The sequence below is a fragment of the Roseateles sp. genome (assembly GCF_036404855.1).
Taxonomy (GTDB): Bacteria; Pseudomonadota; Gammaproteobacteria; order Burkholderiales; family Burkholderiaceae_C; genus Pelomonas.
The window spans coordinates 1-20,813 of the sequence record NZ_DASWYS010000249.1; the positions used below are offsets into that span (position 1 = coordinate 1).

At 69.5% G+C, this 20,813-nt stretch carries 17 protein-coding genes and 1 pseudogene; 9 read left to right on the forward strand and 9 right to left on the reverse strand.

Annotated features, from left to right (window positions below; genetic code table 11):
* The 5 genes and pseudogenes from VGF12_RS16455 to VGF12_RS16475 all read right to left on the reverse strand — a co-directional run.
* Window positions 1–337, reverse strand: a pseudogene (locus VGF12_RS16455) (hypothetical protein); the annotation flags it as partial.
* A complete protein-coding gene (locus VGF12_RS16460; RefSeq protein ID WP_331177128.1) occupies window positions 334–1,200 on the reverse strand; it encodes a sugar ABC transporter permease in 867 nt (288 codons plus the stop codon). The pseudogene VGF12_RS16455 and the gene VGF12_RS16460, both read right to left, overlap by 4 nt.
* Before the next feature lies 1 nt (window position 1,201).
* Complete coding sequence (locus tag VGF12_RS16465) at window positions 1,202–2,413, reverse strand: ABC transporter substrate-binding protein (RefSeq protein WP_331177129.1); 1,212 nt, start codon at window positions 2,411–2,413, stop codon at window positions 1,202–1,204.
* A complete protein-coding gene (locus VGF12_RS16470; RefSeq protein WP_331177130.1) occupies window positions 2,410–4,527 on the reverse strand; it encodes a family 20 glycosylhydrolase in 2,118 nt (705 codons plus the stop codon). Before VGF12_RS16470 ends, VGF12_RS16465 begins: the two co-directional genes overlap by 4 nt.
* A gap of 109 nt (window positions 4,528–4,636) precedes the next feature.
* A complete protein-coding gene (locus VGF12_RS16475; RefSeq protein ID WP_331177131.1) occupies window positions 4,637–5,029 on the reverse strand; it encodes a RidA family protein in 393 nt (130 codons plus the stop codon).
* 83 nt (window positions 5,030–5,112) lie between these two features.
* On the opposite strand from VGF12_RS16475, the gene VGF12_RS16480 reads away from it, so the two are divergent.
* Together VGF12_RS16480 and VGF12_RS16485 are read left to right on the forward strand one after the other, a co-directional pair.
* A complete protein-coding gene (locus VGF12_RS16480; protein ID WP_331177132.1) occupies window positions 5,113–6,396 on the forward strand; it encodes an alanine racemase in 1,284 nt (427 codons plus the stop codon).
* Window positions 6,396–7,829, forward strand: coding sequence for a D-aminoacylase (locus VGF12_RS16485; protein WP_331177133.1), 1,434 nt, complete (start codon window positions 6,396–6,398; stop codon window positions 7,827–7,829). Before VGF12_RS16480 ends, VGF12_RS16485 begins: the two co-directional genes overlap by 1 nt.
* Here VGF12_RS16485 and VGF12_RS16490 read toward each other — a convergent pair.
* On the reverse strand, window positions 7,801–9,189 hold the full coding sequence (locus VGF12_RS16490) for a sensor histidine kinase (protein WP_331177134.1): 1,389 nt from the start codon (window positions 9,187–9,189) through the stop codon (window positions 7,801–7,803). The two genes, VGF12_RS16485 and VGF12_RS16490, sit on opposite strands and share 29 nt — an antisense overlap.
* A complete protein-coding gene (locus tag VGF12_RS16495) occupies window positions 9,186–9,851 on the reverse strand; it encodes a response regulator transcription factor (RefSeq protein ID WP_331177135.1) in 666 nt (221 codons plus the stop codon). Before VGF12_RS16495 ends, VGF12_RS16490 begins: the two co-directional genes overlap by 4 nt.
* Window positions 9,852–9,938: 87 nt before the next feature.
* Between VGF12_RS16495 and VGF12_RS16500 the strand changes: the two genes are divergently transcribed.
* Window positions 9,939–10,637 carry a chitinase gene (locus VGF12_RS16500; protein WP_331177136.1) on the forward strand — a complete coding sequence of 233 codons (699 nt, stop codon included), beginning with the start codon at window positions 9,939–9,941 and terminating at the stop codon, window positions 10,635–10,637.
* A 37-nt stretch (window positions 10,638–10,674) separates the two neighbouring features.
* Window positions 10,675–13,521: a TonB-dependent receptor gene (locus tag VGF12_RS16505; RefSeq protein WP_331177137.1), complete on the forward strand. Its 2,847-nt coding sequence runs from the start codon at window positions 10,675–10,677 to the stop codon at window positions 13,519–13,521.
* Between the two features lie 116 nt (window positions 13,522–13,637).
* On the opposite strand, the gene VGF12_RS16510 is transcribed toward VGF12_RS16505, so the two are convergent.
* The gene (locus tag VGF12_RS16510) at window positions 13,638–14,828 is read right to left on the reverse strand and encodes a GGDEF domain-containing protein (protein WP_331177138.1); all 1,191 of its coding nucleotides are present in this window, start codon (window positions 14,826–14,828) and stop codon (window positions 13,638–13,640) included.
* 118 nt (window positions 14,829–14,946) lie between these two features.
* Between VGF12_RS16510 and VGF12_RS16515 the strand changes: the two genes are divergently transcribed.
* Genes VGF12_RS16515 through VGF12_RS16535 form a run of 5 tightly spaced genes read left to right on the forward strand, consistent with a single transcriptional unit; the run spans window position 14,947 to window position 20,248 of the window.
* Window positions 14,947–15,852: a diacylglycerol/lipid kinase family protein gene (locus VGF12_RS16515; RefSeq protein ID WP_331177139.1), complete on the forward strand. Its 906-nt coding sequence runs from the start codon at window positions 14,947–14,949 to the stop codon at window positions 15,850–15,852.
* A gap of 22 nt (window positions 15,853–15,874) precedes the next feature.
* Window positions 15,875–16,987 carry a lactonase family protein gene (locus VGF12_RS16520; protein ID WP_331177140.1) on the forward strand — a complete coding sequence of 371 codons (1,113 nt, stop codon included), beginning with the start codon at window positions 15,875–15,877 and terminating at the stop codon, window positions 16,985–16,987.
* Between the two features lie 9 nt (window positions 16,988–16,996).
* The gene (locus VGF12_RS16525) at window positions 16,997–17,464 is read left to right on the forward strand and encodes a CreA family protein (protein ID WP_331177141.1); all 468 of its coding nucleotides are present in this window, start codon (window positions 16,997–16,999) and stop codon (window positions 17,462–17,464) included.
* A 37-nt stretch (window positions 17,465–17,501) separates the two neighbouring features.
* A complete protein-coding gene (locus tag VGF12_RS16530) occupies window positions 17,502–18,659 on the forward strand; it encodes a GGDEF domain-containing protein (protein ID WP_331177142.1) in 1,158 nt (385 codons plus the stop codon).
* On the forward strand, window positions 18,656–20,248 hold the full coding sequence (locus VGF12_RS16535) for an acyl-CoA dehydrogenase family protein (protein WP_331177143.1): 1,593 nt from the start codon (window positions 18,656–18,658) through the stop codon (window positions 20,246–20,248). Before VGF12_RS16530 ends, VGF12_RS16535 begins: the two co-directional genes overlap by 4 nt.
* A 10-nt stretch (window positions 20,249–20,258) precedes the next feature.
* On the opposite strand, the gene VGF12_RS16540 is transcribed toward VGF12_RS16535, so the two are convergent.
* Window positions 20,259–20,813 (reverse strand): ABC transporter substrate-binding protein (locus VGF12_RS16540; RefSeq protein WP_331177144.1); only part of this gene is annotated, 555 nt, incomplete at its 5' end.

Consider the following 20,813-nt stretch of genomic DNA (forward strand, 5'->3'; position numbering starts at 1 on the left):
AGACCTTGATGGGCAGGAAGAAGGCCAGCACCAGCAGCAGCCCCACCCAGCGCTCACCGCGAAAGCGGTACTTGCACAGCACAAAGCCGTTCAGCGCCGCCAGGCCCGCCGATAGCAGGACGGCCGGTATTGCCAGCATGAGGCTGACAGCAAAGCTGCCCGACAGCCTGGCCCATGCTTCTTGCCAGGCGGCGAAGCTCGGCTCGCGCGGCAGCGCCATGAAGCCCTGCTGCGCCTCAGTCGCGCCCTTGAGGCTGTTCATCAGCATCAGCAGCAGCGGCAGCGCCATGACCGCCACGGCCAGCGTCGCCAGGAGATGAAGCAGGAGGCGTTTCATGCCGCCGGCCTTCTGCGTGAACGCGCCACCGCATAAGGCAGCGCAATGGACAGCACCATCATGACCAGCACCATGGCGCTGGCCGAGCCAAGGCCGAGGCGGCTGCGCTCGAAGGCCATCTGGAACATGTAGAAAGCCGGCAGTTCGCTGGCCTGGCCGGGGCCGCCCTCGGTCAGCACAACGACCAGGTCGAAGGTCTTGATCGCGGCGGGCAGCAGGACCAGCAGCGCCGAGAACAGGCTAGGCCCGAGCTGCGGCAGGATGATGCGGCACAGCAGCCGCCAGCCCCGGGCGCCATCCAGCCGCGCGGCCTGCAGCATCGACTCGTCAATCCCGCGCAAGCCCGCCAGAAACAAGGCCATGACGAAGCCGCTGATCTGCCACACGGCGGCCACCACCAGCGCGTAGACGGCCATGTCCTCCTGTGCCAGCCAGTCCCAGCGGAACACGGTCCAGCCCCAGCCGCGGATGGCCTCGGCTAGGCCCTGCTCCGGGTCCATCAGCCAGCGCCACGCGCTGCCGGTGACGACCATGGACAGTGCCATCGGGTGCAGCCAAACCCAGCGCAGCAGGCCCTCGCCGCGCAACTGCTGGTCCAGCAGCAGGGCCAGGCCAAGGCCGATGAGCAACGGCAGCACGACGAAGCCCAGGCCGAAGCGCAGCAGGTTCCACAGCGCGGCCTGCCAACGCGGGTCCAGCATCAGTCGCTCGTATTGCTGCAGGCCCACAAATTCCGAACTGGGCAGCATATTGGAGCGCGTCAACGACAGCCAGCCCGTCCACAACAGGAAGCCGTAGAAGAACACCGCGCCGATCAGCAGCAGTGGGATCAGGCAGGCCAGCGCAGTGCGTCTTTCGCTCATCTCAATCCCGTTGGCGCAAGGCCTGCGCCAGCCGCGTCTGCGCCTGCGCCGCCGTCATGCGTTCGCTGGCCCAGTAGGCCGACAGCACGTCCTTCAGGCCGCCATAAGCGCTCTCGCCGAGGCGGGCGCTCAGGGCCAGCACCAGCTCGCCACGGGCCTCGCCAGCCCGAAAGTCGGTCGCCGAACGCTGGGCGCAGGCGTTGAAGCCGGACAGGTCCGCATCGCGCCGCACCGGGATGCCACCCTTGAGCTGCGCCAGGTGCGCCGAGGTTTCCGGGTGCAGCAGCAGGCCTGCCAGGCGCTGCTGGGCTCCGAGCCTCGCGGGCTGGGCGAAGAACACCAACCGGTCGAATTCAAAGTAGTGCAGCCCCCCGTTGCCCGGGGCTGCCGTGCAGTCGTAGTCCACCCCGGGTCGCCAGCCTGCCTTCTGAAATTCCCCATTGGCCCAATCCCCGGTGAACTGGAACACTGCGCGCCCCTGCAGCAGCAGCGAGGTGGCGCCGGCCCAGTCGCGGCTCACCTGGCCGGCGTCGGTGTAATTCTTGAGAGAGCGGAACTCCCGCAGCAACACGGCCATGCGCTCGCTGGCCAGCAGTGCCGGGTCCGCCTGCACGACGGCGCGCTCGAAGAAGTCCCGCCCCGCCCGGCCCAGCACAACGGCGATGAAGAGGCTGAGCTTCTGCCCCGCCGAGCTGCCGATGGCCAACGGCAGCAGGCCGGCCTGACGCACCTGAGCAGCAGCGCGGTGGAATTCATCCCAGTCCTGCGGCACGGCCAGGCCGTGGGCTCGCAGCAGACGCCGGTTGCTCCACAGCGTGTTGAGACGGTGCACGTTCAGCGGCACGGCCGCCGGCTTGCTCGCATGCCGCAGCTCTGTCGCCACCGCATGCGGCAGCGCGGCAAGCTGCGCGTTGACCGCCTCGCCCAGGTCGGCCAACGGCACGGCCTCGGCCCAGATGCGCAGCGGCTTGTCGGTCTGCGCCAGTGTGGGCGGTTGGCCGGAAAGAAAGCGGGCCTTCAGCAGCGTGTTGGCATGGGACGTGCCAGCCACGGCCGTCATCTTCAGCTCCACCCCACCGCGGCGGGCGGCCTTGGCAAGCTCACCCACCATGGCCGCTTCGCTGCCCGAGGTCCAGGCATGCAGCAGTTCCAAGTCGGCAGCCCGTGCGCCGCTGACCAACAACAGCAACGCGATGAGGACGGCGCGGCTCATGCCAAGGCGTCCAGCCGGCGCTGCAACGGCTGCACAAGCGCGGGGAGCATCTCGTCGATCAGGGCGGCGGCCTCGTGCAGGCGCTGCTGAGCGTTGGCCGGCACGCGGCCCGCCCACAAATCGAGGCCCAGATCGAATAGGCCGTCCAGCACGTCCAGCATTGGCAAGGCGGAGGCCAGGCGAGGCGAGGCAGACAGCAATGAACGCCAGGCAGGCAGACAGCCGCGCGCCTCGCTCAGAGCGGACCGCCAGGCCCCGCCGTCGTCCTGCAGGTCCAGCATCAGCGGACTGGGTGCCGGCAGAGCATCGGCCAAGCGGTCCAGCACCTCAGCCTGGGTGTAGGTCTGGGCGCGCTTCTTCGCATGCTGGCGCGCATAACCGGAGCCGGGCTCGAGCCATTGGGCCAGCGCGCGCAGCGGCGCGCGGCCCAACGGCTCCGGGCACAACGACTCGAACAGGGCCGCCGCGGGGTCGGCGGGCACGCAGCCCGTAGCCACCAGCCAACGCTGCGCGGCAGCAAGGCGTGGCTCCAGAGGGCTGTCCTCGGCCGGGTCAGCCCACAGCCGCTCAGCAACGGCCAGCGCACGTGGCCAGCAGCGCAGTGCGAGCTGCGGCGCCTCGACGAGTTCCGCCCACAGTGCGGCCTCGCCGCCCAGCATGGGCGCCTCCCCGGCGGCCCCATCGTCCGGCCAGGTCGGCGTACTGGCCAGCAGTGGCTGCCAGTCGCAAGGCTGACGCAGTGACCCCAGGCGCAGCCAGCCGCAGCCGCTCTTGCCCGCCGGCCCCCAGAGCTCCAGCTCGCCAAGGTCGCTGTCGACCTGCAGCCGCCAGGGCTCGACACCGGGCACGCGGCGCGGTGCCAGCCATTCGTCCAGCGTGCCGGTGCTGCGCAGATGCAGCCGGGCCTCGCTGCCGTCCAGCCACAGCCGACCCTCGATCTGCCAGGTCCCGACGGTAGCCTGCAGCGACCAGGCCTCGGTGCCTTCGGCCGGCGCCGCGGGTCGCGGCGGCGGGCGCATGTTTCGGCGCCAGTGGAACGCGGCGGGGTGGATCTGGTCCAGATAGAAGCCCGCACTGCGCAGCCGCCCAGCCAGGCCCGGTGGCGCCAGGCGAAGCGCCTCGTCACCTCGCCAGCACTGCAGCAGGCTGCCCGGCGGCAGTGCGCTGGACTCGCCCATCTCGTCCCAGGCCACCAGGCGCCGACCATGACGGCGCAGCAGCGCGCCGACGCGGGCCAGGTAGGCGGCCTGAAGCTCGTCCAGTCGGCCCCCACGCTGTTGCGCCAAGACGCTCCAGGCAGCAGGGGCGAGTTCGTCGCCGCCAAGGTGGATGTAAGGGTCGGGGAAGACCCCGGCCCATTCTCCAAGCAGGCCGTCGAGGAAGGCGTATAGCGCCTCGCTGTCGGGATTCACCGCCGTGCCGAAGACCCCGAAGCCCTGCTGAGCCTCTTTGGGTGCCGGCGCGCACAACAGCTCCGGATAGGCCAGGCCCAACGCCCAGCAGTGACCGGGCAGGTCCAGCTCGGGCACGACGCGGATGCCGCGTGCGGCGGCCTCGTCGACAAGGTGTCGCGCCTGCGCCAGCGTGTAGAAATGGCCACCGCTGGCGCACTCATGCAGGCGGGGGTGGCAGGCCGACTCCAGTCGCCAGGCCTGATCGTCGGTAAGGTGCCAATGCAGCACGTTGAACCGCGCGGCGGCCATGCCGTCCAGCAGGCCCAGCAGCGCATCAAAGGGCAGGGGCCGGCGTGCCACGTCCACCAGCAGGCCCCGCCAGGCATGGCGCGGCGCGTCATCAACCTGCAGCGCCGGCAGTGCCTCCAGCCCGGCTTCGCGCGCTGCAAACCACAGCTGCGACAACGCGTGCATGGCGTGCCTGACGCCAGCGGGCGTGCCGGCCTGCACGCGAACGACGTCGGCGGTCAGCCGCAACCGGAAGGATTCGTCATCGCCCAGCTGTGGCAAGCGCGGCGCCAGCTGCGGCAGCACGAGGCTCGCCGCGCCTGCGGTGTCATCCGCGGGCAACAACGCCAGCCACTCGCCGGGCAGCCCGCGCAGACCGGCAACGGCCGGCCCCTTGCCTTGCAGCAAAGTCAGGGCTTGTGGCAGAGGCATGAGCGCGGCGATCGTGGAGGAGAACGGCATCCGGCGATCTTGTGCCGGGTAGGCTAGGGGTCACCTCAAGCCCATCTCAAGGTTGTCTCAAGACGGCCGCTCCGCGCCGTCAATCCAGCGGCCGGTACGCCACCACGTCGATCTCCACCTTGGCCGGAATCATCAGCCGCGACTCGACCGTCGAGCGTGCCGGCTTGCCCCCGGGGAAGTAGCCCATGTAGACACGATTGAAGGCGCCGAAGTCGCGGGCGTCCTCCAGCCACACGGTGGCCTTGCAGACGTCGGCCAGCGTCGCGCCGGCCAGGGCCAGTGCGGCCTCGAGACTGACGAAGACCTGACGCGTCTGCACCTCGATACCGTCGCCGACGATGTGGCCCTGCGCGTCCACCGGCACCTGGCCGGAGACGTAGACGAAATCGCCGGCGCGCACGGCGGGCGACAGGGGGCGGGGCAAGTGGTCTGCGGCGGCAGGCTCAGGCCCCAGGAATCTCAGTGCAGTCATGGCGCGGCAGTCTGGTCGGTGGCAGCGCTCGGCGCAAGAGACGCCTTTAGACGCCCTTCAGAAAGCGGCGCGATGATCGCGCCATGAACGACCACGACACCCCGCGCTCCGGCTGGCTCGGCCCTTGGCTGAAGGGCTTTCCGGCTTCACAACCGCCCGTGCCGCTCGCCAAGGTCGCCCAGCGAAACTGGACCTTGCAAAGTGCCGAGCTGCCCACGCCACTGGCCGTCGTGCGCCAGCAGGCGCTGGCCCACAACATCGCCTGGATGCAGGAGTTCGCCGAGGCTCGCGGTGTACATCTGGCACCGCACGGCAAGACAACGATGAGCATTGAGCTGTTCCGCCGCCAACTCGACGCAGGCGCCTGGGGCCTGACCTTCGCCAACGTGCACCAGCTGCGCCTGGGCCTGGCCGCGGGCGCGCGACGGGCACTGATCGCCAACCAGGTCATCAACGCAGCCGAACTGGCGGAGCTGCTGGATCTGCGGCGCCGCCACGCTGGCCTGGAGCTGGCCTTCTTCGTCGACTCACAGGCGCAGCTTGACCTACTGGCCGCGCATTGGGCCCAGCTCGGCGCGGGTGAGGCCCGCCTCGATGTGCTGATCGAACTCGGCACATCGCGCTGCGGCGTCCGCGAGCATGGACCGGCACTGGCGCTGGCGCGATCGCTCAAGATCCATCCGGCATTGCGGTTGCGCGGCATCGGCTTCTACGAGGGGCTTCAAGTCGTGGGCGACAGCGAACCCGACCGCCTGCTGATGCAGCAGTGGCAGGCGCGCATCGAGGCCTTGCTGGCGGATATCGAGGCCGAGGGGCTCATCGAGGTCCAGCCGCTGTGGCTCAGCGGCGGTGGCTCGGCGCTATTCGACCTTGTCGCGCCCGTCATCGCCGGCCGGCCGGGCCGCCTGGGCCTGCTGCGCTCAGGCTGCTACGTCTGCCACGACCACGCCCACTACGGCCGCTACATGCAGGCCATGGACGCGCGCATGGGCACACCGCTGGGTGCGCCCAGCCTGCAGCCCGCGCTGGAGGTCTGGACCCAGGTGCTGTCCTGTCCCGAGCCGGGCCTGGCGCTGCTGAACGCGGGCCGGCGCGACGTCTCCTTCGACCAGGGCTGGCCGGTGCCGGTTTGGCATCTGCGCGGCGGCACGCGGGCCAGAGCCCCGGCAGGCTGGCAGGTAACGGGGCTGAACGACCAGCATGCCTATCTGCGCTGGGACTCGGCCGAGACCGACGGTCCGGCCGTGGGCGAGCGCGTGGCGCTCGGACCGTCCCATCCATGCACGACCTTCGACAAATGGGCCTGGATGGCCGTCGTGGACGAGGACGACCGCGTCGTCGATGCCATCACCACGCAGTTCGACTGATGCTGCTTCTGCGCGGCGCGCTGATCGTCGATGGCAGCGGCGCGCAAGGATGGCCCGGCGACCTGCTCGTCAGTGGCGAACGGATCGCGGCGCTCGGCCCACGGCTGCAGGTCGACGCCGCCGTGCCGCGCCGCGACTGCGCCGGCCTCGTGCTGGCGCCGGGCTTCATCGACGCGCACAGCCATGACGACGCGGCGTTGATCACGGCGCCCGCAATGACGCCCAAGCTCAGCCAGGGCGTAACCAGCGTTGTCACCGGCAACTGCGGCATCTCGCTGATGCCGCTGGTGACGTCCGACCCGCCGCCGCCCATGAACCTGCTGGCGCGCGAGCAATTCCGGCATGCCGATTTCGCGAACTGGCGGGCCGCCGTCGAGGCCGCGCGGCCCGCGGTCAACGCGGTGGGCCTGGTGGGCCACACAGCGCTGCGGCTGCGCTGCATGAACAACCTGAACCGCCCCGCAACCGCAGCCGAGCGCGAAGCCATGTGCGCGCTGCTGGACGACGCCATGGCGCAGGGCGCCGCGGGTCTTTCCTCCGGCACCTTCTACACGCCCGCCACCGCGGCCGACTCCGCAGAGCTGCTGGCCCTGGCCCGCGTTGCGGCGAAACACGGCGGCGTCTACGCGGTGCACCTGCGCAACGAAATGACCGAGGTGCTGGAGGCCATCCGCGAAGCCGCTGACTGCGCACACGAAGCCGGCCTGCCCCTGATCATTTCCCACCACAAATGCGCCGGCCGCGCGCAGTGGGGGCGCAGCTTGCAAACGCTCGCACTGATCGAAAAACTCACCGAGCGTCAGGCGCTGGGGCTGGACGTCTACCCCTATCTCGCCGGCTCCACGGTGCTGCGCGACGATCTGGCCGATGGCTTCACGCCCATACGCCTGACGTGGAGCGAATCCCACCCCGAGCTGGCCGGTCGATGGCTGGCCGACATCGCACGCGACTGGGGCGTCAGCGAACCCAAGGCCGTTGCGCGGCTGCAGCCGGGCGGGGCATGCTACTTTCAAATGCACGAAGACGATGTCGACCGCATCCTGACCCACCCGCTGGCCATGATCGGCTCCGACGGCCTGCCGCACGACCGCTTCCCGCACCCGCGGCTGTGGGGCGCCTTCCCGCGCGTGTGGGCGCACTACGGCCGCGAGCGCGGGCTACTGACGCTGGAACAGGCGGTGCACAAGATGACGGGGTTGACGGCACAGCGCTTCGGGCTGCGAGACCGCGGCGCGCTGCGCGAAGGCGCCGCGGCGGACCTGGTCCTGTTCGACGCCGCGCGCTTCGGCGACTGCGCGGATTACGGTGAACCCTGCGTGCCGGCCGTGGGGCTGGTAGCCGTCTGGGTGAACGGCGAGCTGGCGCTGGACGACGGCCTGCCCCTGGCCCGAGCGGGCCGCGTGCTCACCCGGCAGGCTCGCGCGGGAAGCTGACCTTGACGGTCAGCCCGCGGCCGCCGGGGCCGTCCAGCAACTCCACACGCGCGCCATGTTGGGCCGCGGCGCGCTCGACGATGGTCAGGCCCAGCCCGCTGCCGTGGTGATCCTGGTGCCCCGCCAAACGCACGAAGCGCTCGAACACGCGGTGGCGCAGCTCTAGTGGGATGCCGAGGCCGGCGTCGCTGACCGTCAGCACGACGGCGTCGGCATCCGCCGCCACCGCGACGCTGACCTGACCGCCGACCGGCGAGTACTTGATCGCGTTGTCGACAAGGTTGTCCACCAGACTGCACAGTGACTCGCGGTTCAGCCACATCATCAGCTGCTCGGGCGCCAAAAGCTCCAGTTCGATGCGTCGCTTCACGGCCAGGCCGCCGGCCAGCGCGATGCGCTCTCGCACCAGGTCAACGAGGTCATGGCGAGCCTTGCTGAGGTCCAGCGTGTCCGCGCCTGACCGGGCCAGCGCCAGCAACTGATGCACGGTGTGCGTGGCGCGCCGCACGCCCAGTCGCAGCCGCTCGCGCGACTCGTCGCGGGCGCGCTGGTCGGCCTGGTCCAGGCCCTCGGCACCGAGCTGGATCACGGCCAGCGGCGTCTTCAGCTCGTGGGCGGCGTCAGCGAGGAACTCGTGCTCACGGTCCAGCCGCTGCTGCAGTCGCAGCATCAGTGAGTTGACGGCATTGACCAGCGGCGCCAACTCCACGTAGCGCGTGGCCGGCAGCGGCGTCAGGTCTTGCGCGGAGCGTGCCGAGATCTGCGCGCCTATGCGCTTGAGCGGCGCGAAGCCGAGGCGGAACAGCAGCCACAGTGGCAAAGCCAGCAGCGGCAGGCCGTAGAGCAACGGCCGCGCGTAGTAGCTCAGGCCAGCGAGGCTGAAGTGCCAGTCGCCGGGCCGCTCCTGCCAGCGGCGCACTGCCAGCTCGCGCGCGTCGTCGCGCACCTCGGCGTAGAGCCAGCGCTCGTCCTCGCCGGGGGCTGACTCCTGCGGCAGCACGCGATCACGGCCGGTCAGGTCGGGGAGCAGCTCGGCCAGGACGACGTCGCGCCTGAGCACTTGCAGCAGCCGGAACGGCGTGCGGTGCCCTTTGAGCCGCCACTCGCGCTCTCGCATGCCTTCAAGCGCCAGCAAGGCCTGGTCCAGTCGGACGGCCTCGGCATGCGTGTCGCGTGCACGCTCAAGCGCGAGCTCGGCCCACAGCAGGTTCTCGGCCTGTCCGTTCCTCACCTGCAGCACGCGGATGTCGATGAGCTCGCGCGCGACGAGGAACAGCCAGCACAGGAACAGCACCACGAAGACAGCGCCCATGCTGCGCCGGAACAGCGAGCGTGGCGCCGACGCGGCCAGGTCGCTCACGCTTCGCGCTCGACGAGATACCCCACGCCGCGCACCGTGCGGATGTAGCCTTCGCCGATCTTGCGGCGCAGATTGGAAATGTGCACGTCGAGGCTGCGGCCGTCCATTTGGCAGGGCGCACGGTTCTCCAGCTGGCGGCGCGTGACCACGCGATCGGGCAACTTGATGAGCGTGAGCAGGATGGTGAACTCCGTGCGTGACAACGGAACACGCTCCGGGCCGCGGCGCACTTCCATGCGCGGCTCATCCAGCACAAGATCGCGCAACTGCCATTCAGCGGGCCGGGCCTCGCTGCTGTCGTCCTGCACGCGACGCACCACGGCACGCAGCCGTGCCAGCAGCTCCGATCCTGCAAAGGGCTTGACGAGGTAGTCGTCAGCACCACCGTCCAGGCCATCCAGGCGGTCCTCGATGGCATCGCGTGCGGTGATGACCAGCAGCGGCAGCTTGCGGTGGTTGCGGCGCAACGCGCGCAACAGGTCCATGCCGTCGCCATCGGGCAAGCCGAGGTCCATGACCACGGCATCGAAGCCTCCCTCGGCGATCCAGAGTCGCGCGTCGGCGATGCGGCGCAGCCACATCACCTCGTGGTCCGCGTTCTGCAGCAGGGCCTGCAGTGAGCGGCCCAGTTCAAGATCGTCCTCGAGCAGACAGATTCGCATGGCGCGGACTTTAGTGACATTCGCGTTAAGACGACCTTAACAAGCCATTGAAGCAGCGCATAGGCGCCCCGTCGGACAGTCGCGGCCATGATCCGAGTCCTTGTCCACCTGTCCTTGCTGCTGCCACTGATGCTGCCGTCGACCGCGACGGCTGGTTCGCCCTTCCTGCCCAGCCGCGCGCAGTTCGACACTCTTTTCCCTGAACGCATCGCTTTCTACAGCTACGAGGGCTTCGTCGAGGCGGTGCGCCAGACGCCCGGCTTCGCCGATGAGGGCGACGAGGTCGAGCGTCGTCAGGAGATGGCCGCCTTCCTGGGCCAGATCGCCCACGAGTCCGATCAGTTGCGCGCACAACGTGAGTACCGCCGCGAGAACTGGGACAAGTACTGCCGTGACGATGCCCGCCTGTCCTGCGCGCCGGGCCGGCAGTATTACGGCCGCGGCCCCATCCAGCTGAGCTGGAACTATCAGTACAAGGCTGCCGGCGACTACCTCGGCATCGACCTGTGGAGCGACCCCGACCGCGTCGCCCTCGACTCCACCGTCGCCTGGCGCACGGCCCTCTGGTACTGGATGACTCAGCGCGGCGAGTCCGACCAGCCCGCCCATGAGGCGCTGCGGCGCGGCGCCGGCTTCGGCGCCACGACGCGTGCCATCAACGGACCGCTGGAATGCGACAAGGCGACCGACCCCGATGCCAGGCGCAAAAACGCGCGCCGGGCCGAGTTCTACAGACACGCCAGCCAGCTGTTTGGCGTTCCCCTACTGCACCCGCTGGGGTGCTGATCACCCGGAGAAGTGAACCATGCGAGAGAAGAAGACGATGCACAGACAGTCCGCCATCGCAGCCGCCGTGCTGCTGAGCCTGAGCCTGCCAGCCCCGGCGCAGGACCTTCCCAAACCGGCACCGGCCAAGACCGACGAACTGGAGCGCGTGGTCGTCACCGGGATCCGCGGCAGTCTGCAGAAGGCACTGGAAAGCAAGCGCCAGGCGGACACCATCGTGGACATCGTCACGGCGGAGGACGTAGGCAAGTTCCCCGCCACCAACGTGGCTGAGGCCATCACCGTGATTCCCGGCGTGACCATCGACAAGGCCTTCGGCCAGGGCGAAAAGGTCTCCATCCTCGGTACCGACCCGGCGCTCAATCGCACACTGCTCAACGGCCAGGCAGTCGCCTCGGGCGACTGGTTCTTCTCCGAGCAGCAGGGGCGCACCTTCAACTACTCGCTGCTTGCGCCGCAACTGGTCGCCAAGGTCGAGGTCTACAAGTCGTCGGAGGCGCGGCTGGATGAAGGCTCGGTAGGCGGCACGGTCAACATCGTCACCCGCAAGCCGCTGGACCTGAAGGGCCTGACACTGAGCGGCTCGGCCAGCTACCTCTACAACGACCGCACGGAGGTCGGCAAGCCGACCATCTCTGGCACGGCCGGCTGGAAGAACGAGGCAGGTACCTTCGGCGTGCTGCTGTCGGCGCAGCGCTCGGACGAGCGCATCCGCCGCGACGGTGTCGAGAGCTACGGCACCGTGCGCGGCAGCGCCTACATCACGGGCGTTGGCGGCTCGCCCAACTCCATCACGTCCACGTCCACCAACTGGGCGGTGGACCCGCCGGTCGAGATGCCTCCCAGCTGCGTGGGCAGCTGCCGCGCCACGCTGCTCGCCAATCCGGACGCCATCGCACCCAACTCCATCAGCGCACACTACTTCGACCAAACCCGCAAGCGCGACACGCTGTCGCTGGCCCTGCAGGCCCGGCCGCACAAGAACCTGGACATCGAGTTCAACGCACTTGACGTGACGGCCAAGTACGACAACATCACCCACTCCATGTTTGCCCACAACGGCAACCCATGGAACTCGCTGCGCACGCTGACCGACCTGACCGTGGACGGCGGCGTCATCACCAAGGCCAGCTTCCGCAACGCACTGACGATCTACGACCTGATCAACCGCCGCGCGGAGGTCGACACCAACTCCTACGACATCAAGGCCACCTGGAAAGACGCGGGCTGGTTCGCTTCCGCCCATGTCGGCACCTCCAAGGCCACGGGCGGCACGGACCGCCAGGTCTACGGTTCATTCCTGAACAAGGCCAACTACAGCTTCGACCTGACGGGCCCGGTCCCCACGCTGAGCTTCAACGGCTTCCAGACGGACGCCGTCGTCGACGTGCCCGCTCACGCCGCCGCGGCCAAGCCGGGCAGCCCCTTCAGCGACCCGAATGCGTTCCGCCTGGACGGTGGCAACCCGAACCCCTGGCACACCAACCCGCCCAACGCCAACAACTGGCAGGCGGGGTGGGCCGGCAACATCGTCGCCAAGCCGTCCAGCGACGATGAGAAATACCTGCAGCTGGACTTCGGCCTGCAGTTTGACTCGCCCATCTACCAGGTCCGCTTCGGCGTGAAGCGCCGCGAGCACGCCACTTCGCAGACCATGTCTGGCGTATCTCTGAACGCCGTCAAGGGCTATGGCGACCTCAGCGCCGCGCAATTCAGCCCGCACTCGGTGCCCGACAACTACCTTGCCGGATTCGGCAACGTCGGTGATCTCTCCAAGCGCTTCATGATCGATGGCTGGGCGCTGGCTGACTACATCAACAGTGGCAAGTGGCTGGCGCCCTGGCAGAACATGCCCCAGCCCTCCACCTTCAATGATCCGTCCTTCGCGTCCAACACATGGACCGTCGAGGAGAAGATCAACGCTGGCTACCTGCAGGCCGACTTCACGCATGAAAGCCTGCGCGGCAACTTCGGCGTACGCCTGGTGGAGACCCAGTCCGACAGCCGCGGCTGGGCCTGCACGGTCAACGTCAACCCCTGCCCTTCAACGGGCTACGGCGCCACCAGTGTCAAGAAGAAGTACCGCAACGCCCTGCCCAGCCTGAACCTGGCCTACGACCTGAACAGCCAGGTGGTGCTGCGCGCCTCGGCGTCCAAGGTCGTCGCACGCCCGAACTACGGCGACATGTCCAGCTACCTTTGGATCGGCGACTCCACGCTGTCCGGCGGCGGAGGCAACCCGGATCTGGACCCCTACAAGGCCACCAACCTGGACGCGTCGGCGGAGTGGTACTTCGCCAGCAACTCCATCCTGGCCGGCACGGTCTTCCACAAGAAGGTGGGCAACTACATCCTGTGGACGACCCGGAAAGAGGTGCACTACAACCAAAACCAGCAGCGCGACACCGAGTACGACGTTTCGCGCCCCAGCAACTCGGGAACGGCCACCGTCAAGGGCTTCTCGTTGGCCTACCAGACCACCTTCCGCAACGGTCTGGGCGTGCTGGCCAACTACACCTACGCCGACGCGACGACCGGCACCGGTGCCCGTCTGCCGTTCAACTCAAAGCACCAGATCAGCCTGAGCCCCTTCTACGAGAACGACCACTGGAGCGCCCGCGCCACCTACTCCCAGCGCTCCAAGTACTACACCCAGGCCGACCGCGGCAACTTCCTGGTCACCGACGGGCACGAGTCGCTGGACGCCAGCCTCAACTTCAAGATCACGCCGCAGTTGAGCGTGGGCCTGGATGGCATGAACCTGCTGGACAGCGAGTACCGCTCCTACGCCGAGGTGCCGGGGGTGGCCAATACCGAAAAGCTGGTCCGCGGCATCTACCGCACCGGCCGACGCTACATGGCGTCGCTGCGCTACACCTACTGATGTCGGCGGCCTGCCGTTGATCCATCCTCGTGGTGGCAGTCTTCTGCCTCCTGTTGGGCGGCCCCTCCGGGCCGCCCTTTTTTGCGGGTGCGCGACACGCTCCCGTGTCTCAGGGACTAGCCGACGACCGACTGCAGCGTCGAGTTGCGCAGCCAATCGTCGGCCACGACGACGCGGTTGCGGCCCTTCTGCTTGGCCTGATAGAGCGCCTTGTCGGCCAGGTGCATCAGCGTCTCCGGCGTGTCGCTGCGAGCCGCCTCGGCGACGCCGGCCGACAGTGTCACGCGCAGTGGCTGACCACCGTCGCCGTGCAGCTCCAGGCCCTCAACAGCCAGGCGCACCTGCTCGGCCAGGTGCCGGGCGCCGGCTTCGCCAGTGGCCGGCAGCACGAGGCCGAACTCCTCACCGCCCAGGCGGCCGAGCACGTCCGAACCGCGCAGCCGCGCTCGCGCGCAGGCCGCGACGGCCTTCAGCACCTGGTCGCCCACAGCATGGCCGTGCCGATCGTTGACACGCTTGAAATGGTCCAGGTCCAGCATGACGAAACCCACCGGCTGCCCTTCGCGCCGGCCACGCTCCATCGCATGGGCCAGCAGCGACACCGTCGTGCTGTGGTTCATGGCACCGGTCAGGCCGTCGACGCTGGCCAGCTTGCGCATCTGGCTGGCCATGCGTTCGAAATGGGCCAGCACGAAAACACAGCCCGCCGCCAGCACGGCCAGGAAGGCCAGCATGAAGAGAGCACGGCTCCAGTCCGGCAACGTCTCAGCTTCGGTCGGGGGCGCGCGCATCCACCAGAGGGCCAGGCCCGCGCGCAACCACAGCAAAAGACTGGCCAAGAACAGAAGCAGCGCCACGGCGCGAAAGCTCAGCTCGGCACGCCAACCCAGTCGCATCGCCGTGAAGGTGGCCGGCAGCAGCAGCATGGCCATCGCAATCGACATTGCGCCGACACGCACCGGCGTCGACACGTCCAGCACAGCCGGCACCGCCAGTGCCGCAGCCACCAGCAGCCCATGGTGCCAGAGAGGCAATTCACGGTTCAACAGATGGCGCCACATCGCCGCCGCCAGGCCCGCCAGCCCTGCCATCAGCAGCCAGTTGCCCCCCAGCAGCACCATCCAGGCGGGGAGCCAGGGTCGCAGGCCGAACAGCGCGAAGCCGGCGCAGAAGGACAGGCCAGTCAGGCTCAGGCGCCTGAGTTCGCTGCGCCCCAGTGCGCCGCAACCGGCCATCCAGAGCTGCAGCGCCAGGAGGCCAAAGCCGATAGCCAGCGTCAGCACCAGGGTGGGCACGTGTAGCGTCATGCGCGGCCAGCAGCTTGTTGTAGTGAGATCTTGGCGCCAGTGTAGGCAGGCCCGCCGACGCGGAGCGCCAGGGTCTGCGCCGATGGCGTGCGCCCCCGGGCGCGGCTTCAATGCCGGGGTGATCGCCTCCGCCCTGACCTCGGCCTCCGTGCCCGCGCTCTGCCTGTTGAACCCGCATGCCGCCAACGGCCGCTGCGCAGCCCTCGCCGCCCCGCTGCGCGAGGCCCTGCCCCAGGTGCCACTGGTGCTGCCCGAAAACGTCACCGCCGCCCGTCAGCGCCTGCTGGCCCTGCCCGAGGGCAGCCGCGTCATCGTGGCAGGCGGCGACGGTACCGTGCATCAGTTACTGCCTGCCCTGGTCGAACGGCGGCTGCAACTGGCCCTGCTGCCCGGCGGCACAGGCAACGACCTGGCCCGCGCGCTGGGCCTGGCCCGCATGGACTGGCGCGAGGCCCTCAACCATGCCCAGCATGCGCCGGCTTCGGCCATGGACCTCGGCGAAGTCTCGACACCCGGGCGCGAGGCCCAGCTCTTCATGTCCAGCCTGGCTGCCGGCTTCGATGCCGCCATTGCCGGCCGCGCCCACGCCGCTCCCAACTGGCTGCGCGGCCAGCCGCGCTACCTCTGGGCCACGCTGGCCGAGATCGGCCAGCTGCGCCGCTACCCGCTGCGCGTGGAAGCCGATGGCCAGTTGCTCTACGACGGGCCGTCACTGTTCGCGTCCAGCCTCAACACGCCGAGCTACGGCAGCGGCATGCCGGTCGCGCCGGTCGCGCGCATCGACGACGGCCAGTTGCAGTTGCTGCGCGTGGCGGCCTTCGGCCGCCTGGGCGCGCTGGCCATGATGCCGCTGCTGCTGACCGGCCAGCACCTGCGTCACCGCGAGGTCGTCTTGAGCAGCTTCCGCACACTGCGCCTGACCTGCACCGAGCCGCTGCCGCTGGCCGTGGACGGCGAGCCCCTGCCCCCCGCCACGGACCTCTCTGTGCGCGTGCTGCCCCAGGCTCTGGGCGTGGTGCGCTGATGCTCTGTCTCGCACCATCCTCATGAAACGCCGCCATCTGCTGAGCCTGTCCGCCGCCGCCCTGATGCCCGCCACCGCAGCCCCCTCCACGCCCCGCTTCCTGCACGTCGGCAGCTATGCCCCCCTGGGCCAGGGTCTCTACAGCTTCGGCATCGCGCCGGACGGCGGTCTGACGCCGCTGGGGCTGACGCCCAATGCCAACAGCCCCAGTTGGCTGGCGGCCCGTGACCAGCTTGTCTACGCCGCCGAGGAAGGGGGCGATCACGTCGCCGTCTACGCTCAGGACCCCGCCGGCGACTTGCAGTTGCTGCAACGCCAGGCGAGCGGGGGAAAGGGGCCGGTACATCTGGGCTTGGGTGCCGGCCGCCTCTGGGTGGCCCACTACGGCGACGCACGCTTCGCCGCCCTGCCCCTTCAGGCCGATGGCCGGCTGGGCCCGGCTGAAAGCTGGCCCGCTTGCGGCGGGACCGATTGCCGCGCCGGACCGGCGCGGGCGCTGAACGGGCCGCCCGGCAGCCAGGCCAGCAGCGGCCACGACGCGCCGCATGCCCACATGATCCAGGTCAGCCCCGACGGTCGTTGGCTGCTGGGCACGGACCTTGGCCGCGACCGCCTGCTCGCCTGGTCGTTGGTATCCGGCACGCCACAAGGCGCGGCGCACGAGCTGGCCCTCAGTCCAGGCTCGGGTCCGCGCCACTTCGCCTTCCATGCCGACGACCCGCGCTGGGTCTATGTGCTGCAGGAAGAGTCGTCCACGCTGTCCACCGTCGAGCTCACGCCCACCGGGCCGCGCCTGCACGGCGAGATCTCCGTGCTGCCGGCCGGCTTCGCGGGCACCAACTATGCGTCAGACCTGTTGGTCGCGCCCGGCGGCCGCCATCTCTACGCGCTGAACCGCCTGCACGACTGCCTGGCCGTGCTGTCCCTGGCCCGGCCTGCGGCACCACGACTGCTGGACCACCACTGGGTGCGCGGCAGCTATCCGCGCAGCGCGTGCCGCGCCGGCTCCCACCTCTACGTCTGCAACCAGCGCAGCGACCAACTCAGCCACTTCGACCTGAGACGCCCCGAGCGCCCGCGCTTCACAGGGCAGCAAACCGGTGTTCCGGCCCCCGCCGGCGCGTGCGCGCTTTAGACTGGGCCAATGAAGCACGTCGCCATCGTCCTGCTCCTTGCCGCCGCCGCGTCGGCCCGGGCCGAATCCATCGGCTCGGTCGACACCGCATTCAAGCTGATCGGCCCCGACCACAAGATCGTCGTCGATGCCTACGATGACCCCAAAGTCGGCGGCGTAGCCTGCTATGTGTCGCGCGCCAAGACCGGCGGCATCAAGGGCGCCATCGGCCTGGCCGAAGACAAGTCCGAGGCCTCCATCGCCTGCCGGCAGGTCGGGCCCGTGACGATCAACCAGCCCCTGCCCCGCCAGGAGGAAGTCTTCAGCGAGCGCATCTCGCTGGTCTTCAAGCGGCTGCGCATCGTCCGCATGGTGGACGTGCAGCGCAACACGCTGGTCTACCTGACCTATTCCGACCGCCTCATCGACGGCTCGCCACAAAACAGCGTGACCGCCGTGCCCGTGCCGCGCGAGACTGCCATCCCGGTCAGGAAATGAACCCGGTCCGAAGACCGCCGCAGGCCCGGGGGCTGACATGACGTTCACTGAAGCCCTGTTCGCGCTGATGCCCATGCAGGCGCTGGCCGCAGCGCTGGTGCTCATGATCCTCATCGGCTGGCACGGCGGGAACGCCGGCGGACGCTGGGCCCAGGTCGGCATGGTGGCCGTGGCGCTGGGCCTGGCGCTGGCGAGCCCGGCTCTGAGCGGGCTTCCCATGGCCCCGCACGGTCTGCACAGCGCGGGCGTGGCGGCATTGAGCCTGGGGCTGTCGGCACTATGGTGGGCGCTGGGCCTGTGGCTGACGCCGCGGCCCGGGCGCTGGGCGATGACGGCAGCGCCGCTGCTGCTGGGTGTTGGCCACGCGCTGCTGAGCGGCGACCGCGACGGCGCACAGACGTTGATTGACATCATCCTCGGCGCGCAGCTCGCCTGGCTGGGCGTGGCGCTGACACTGCCCGGGCGCCACACCTTGCTGCAGGGACTGAACAGCCGACGCTGGCGCCTGCTGGGCCTTGCGGCCGTGCTGCCGCTGCTGACTGCCATGCTGTGCCGCGCCGTCAGCACGCAACTTGGAGATACGGCCACGTGGCCTCAGCTGCTGCTGGGCCTGACGGGCCAGCTTGCGCTGCTGTTGGCCCTGCCCATGCTGCTGCTGGCCTGGCGCGGCCAGATCGAAGCCGAACTCGCCAGCCTGACTCATACCGACGGTCTGACCGGCCTGACCGACGGCGCCGCCTTCGCCAGACGCTCCGTGGAGCTCATCTCGATGGCGCGCCGCTACGACGAACCGCTGGCCCTCGTCGTGCTGGACCTGGACGACTTTGAGACGTTGCAGGCGGAGCGCGAGATGGACTTCGCCAGCCACGCGCTGGCCCTGTTTGCCAGCTGCGTGCAGGCGCAGATGCGGTTGGGCGATCTGGCCGGGCGCCTGGACGGTGACCGCTTCGGCGTGCTGATGGCACGTTGCTTGCCCGAAGGCCCGCAGGCTCTGGACCAGCGCCTGCGCGACGCGCTGACCGAGCGCGCGCCGGCTGAACTGGGCGTCAAGCTGTCGTTCAGCGCAGGCTGGGCCAGACTGCGCCCGGGCGACCGCGGCCTGGCCGATCTGCAGCGCCGCGCCGAGACGGCGCTCTACGAAGCCCAGCGCGCCGGCCACGGCCAGTTGATGGCCGAACCTGGAGTCGCAGATTGAAGACACCGGACAACCTCGTCGACGAATGGGTCGGCCACAACCTGCTGAGCAGCGACCCGGCCCTGCTGGCCGCGCTGCGTCACGCAGCGCCGCAAGCCGTCGAGCCGCTGACGCGCTACGGCGCCGAACTCGGCAGTGCCGAGACCGCCCAGCTCGCGCGCGACGCCAACCGCAGCGGCCCTGTGCTGCGCCAGCTCGACGCCCGCGGCCGCCGAGTCGATTTCGTCGACTTTCACCCGGCCTGGCACGCGCTGCTGGCCATGTACCGCCGCCAGGGCCTGGTGGCCGACGTCTTCGCCACCGACACGCCGGGCCGCTGGGCGGCGTTCGCAGCCGGCTGCTACCTGCACGGCCAGGTGGAGGCCGGCTCCCTGTGCCCTGCGACGATGACGCAGGCAGCCATACCCGTGCTGGCCAGGCAGCCCGAGCTGTTCACGCCGCTGCGCGACAGGTTCTTCAGCCGCGAGCACGACGCGCGTGAGGCGCCCATCGCCGACAAGTCGTCGATCTGGGTCGGCATGGGCATGACCGAAAAGCAGGGCGGCTCCGACCTGCGCCGTGTGACGACCGAGGCCATCGAGCAGGCCGACGGCAGCTACGCCATCACGGGCCACAAGTGGTTCTTTTCCGCGCCGACCAGCGACGCCCACCTGGTGCTCGCCCGCACGGATGCCGGCCCCACCTGCTTCTGGCTGCCGCGCTACACCCCCGACGGCAAGCGCAATGCCATCCAGGTCATGCGGTTGAAGGACAAGCTCGGCAACCGGAGCAACGCCAGCAGCGAGGTCGAGTTCCACGGCGCCTGGGCGCGCCGGCTGGGCGACGAGGGCCGAGGCATCCCGACGCTCATCGAGATGGCCGGCTACACGCGGCTGAACTGCGTCATCGGCAGTGCGGCCCTGTTGCGCGCCGGCTTCGTGCAGGCCCTGCACAACGCGCGCGAGCGCCACGCCTTCGGCCGCCGGCTCGCTGAGCAGCCGCTGATGCAGACAGTGCTGGCCGACCTCGCCCTGGAGAGCGAAGCCGCGATGCGGCTGATGCTGCGCCTGGCGCAGGGCTTCGAGCATGGCGAGCCGGCTTGGCAGCGGCTGATGACGCCAGCCGCCAAGCTGTGGGTCTGCAAGCGCGCCCTCGAGTGCAGCGGCGAGGCCATGGAGCTGCTGGGCGGCAACGGTTACGTGGAGGACGGCGTGCTGGCGCGCCTGTACCGTGAGGCCCCGGTCAACTCCATCTGGGAGGGGTCCGGCAACGTGATGGCGTTGGACGTGCTGCGGGCCGTAGCCCGCGAGCCCGACGTGGCTCTGGCGCTGCTCGACGACTTCGACGCCAGCGTAGACGCCCCGCTACGGGCCGAGGCCCAGGCTCTGCGCCGCCTGCTGACCGGCGACCCCGCCGCGCTGGAGGCACAGGCCCGCCGCGTCGCGCAGAGCCTGGTGCTGTGTGCCCAGGGCCTGCTGATGCGCGAGCAATCGTCCAGCACCACAGCCGACGCCTTCATCGCGACACGCTTCGGCGGCGATGGCCGGCTGATCGGCACGCAGGCCGTGCCCGACGCGGCGACCCTCCTGGACGCCGCGCTGGCGGGTTGAGGCCGTCGCGCTACGGCAGCGGATCGCCCAGGTACTTGCGCAGCACGCGCGCCAGCGTGCCATCCTTCACCAAGGCGTCGCTGGCCTCGCGATATCGCTGCGCCATCACGGCATCGACCGAGCGCTTGCTGAGCATGATCTGCACCGGCTCATGCGGCACGGCGACCGGCGTCGCCACGATGCGGTCGACCAGTCCCAGCTCCCGCAACTCCCAGCGCGCCGTCGTCTCGCTGGCGAGCACGCCATCGATCCGGCCGATGTCCAGCATGTGCCACAGGCTGCGCCGCGCAGACACCTGCGTCAACGCCGCGCGGAAAGCCTCGTTGTCGAGCATCTCGGCATAGTCAGGCCCATAGACGACGCCGATCTGCACGCCGAGCTTCAGGCCGGGTCGCCAGGCTTCCTGCAGGCGCGTCGCGGCGCCGAACTCGGCCACCCGGCCGGCACGCACGAAGAGCCGGTTGGACAGGGCAATGTGCTGCGGCACCCAGTGGGCATAGGCCTCGCGCTCGGGTCGACGCAAGGCGCCAGGCAGCATGTCGAGGCGGCCGGCCTGAAGCTCGAC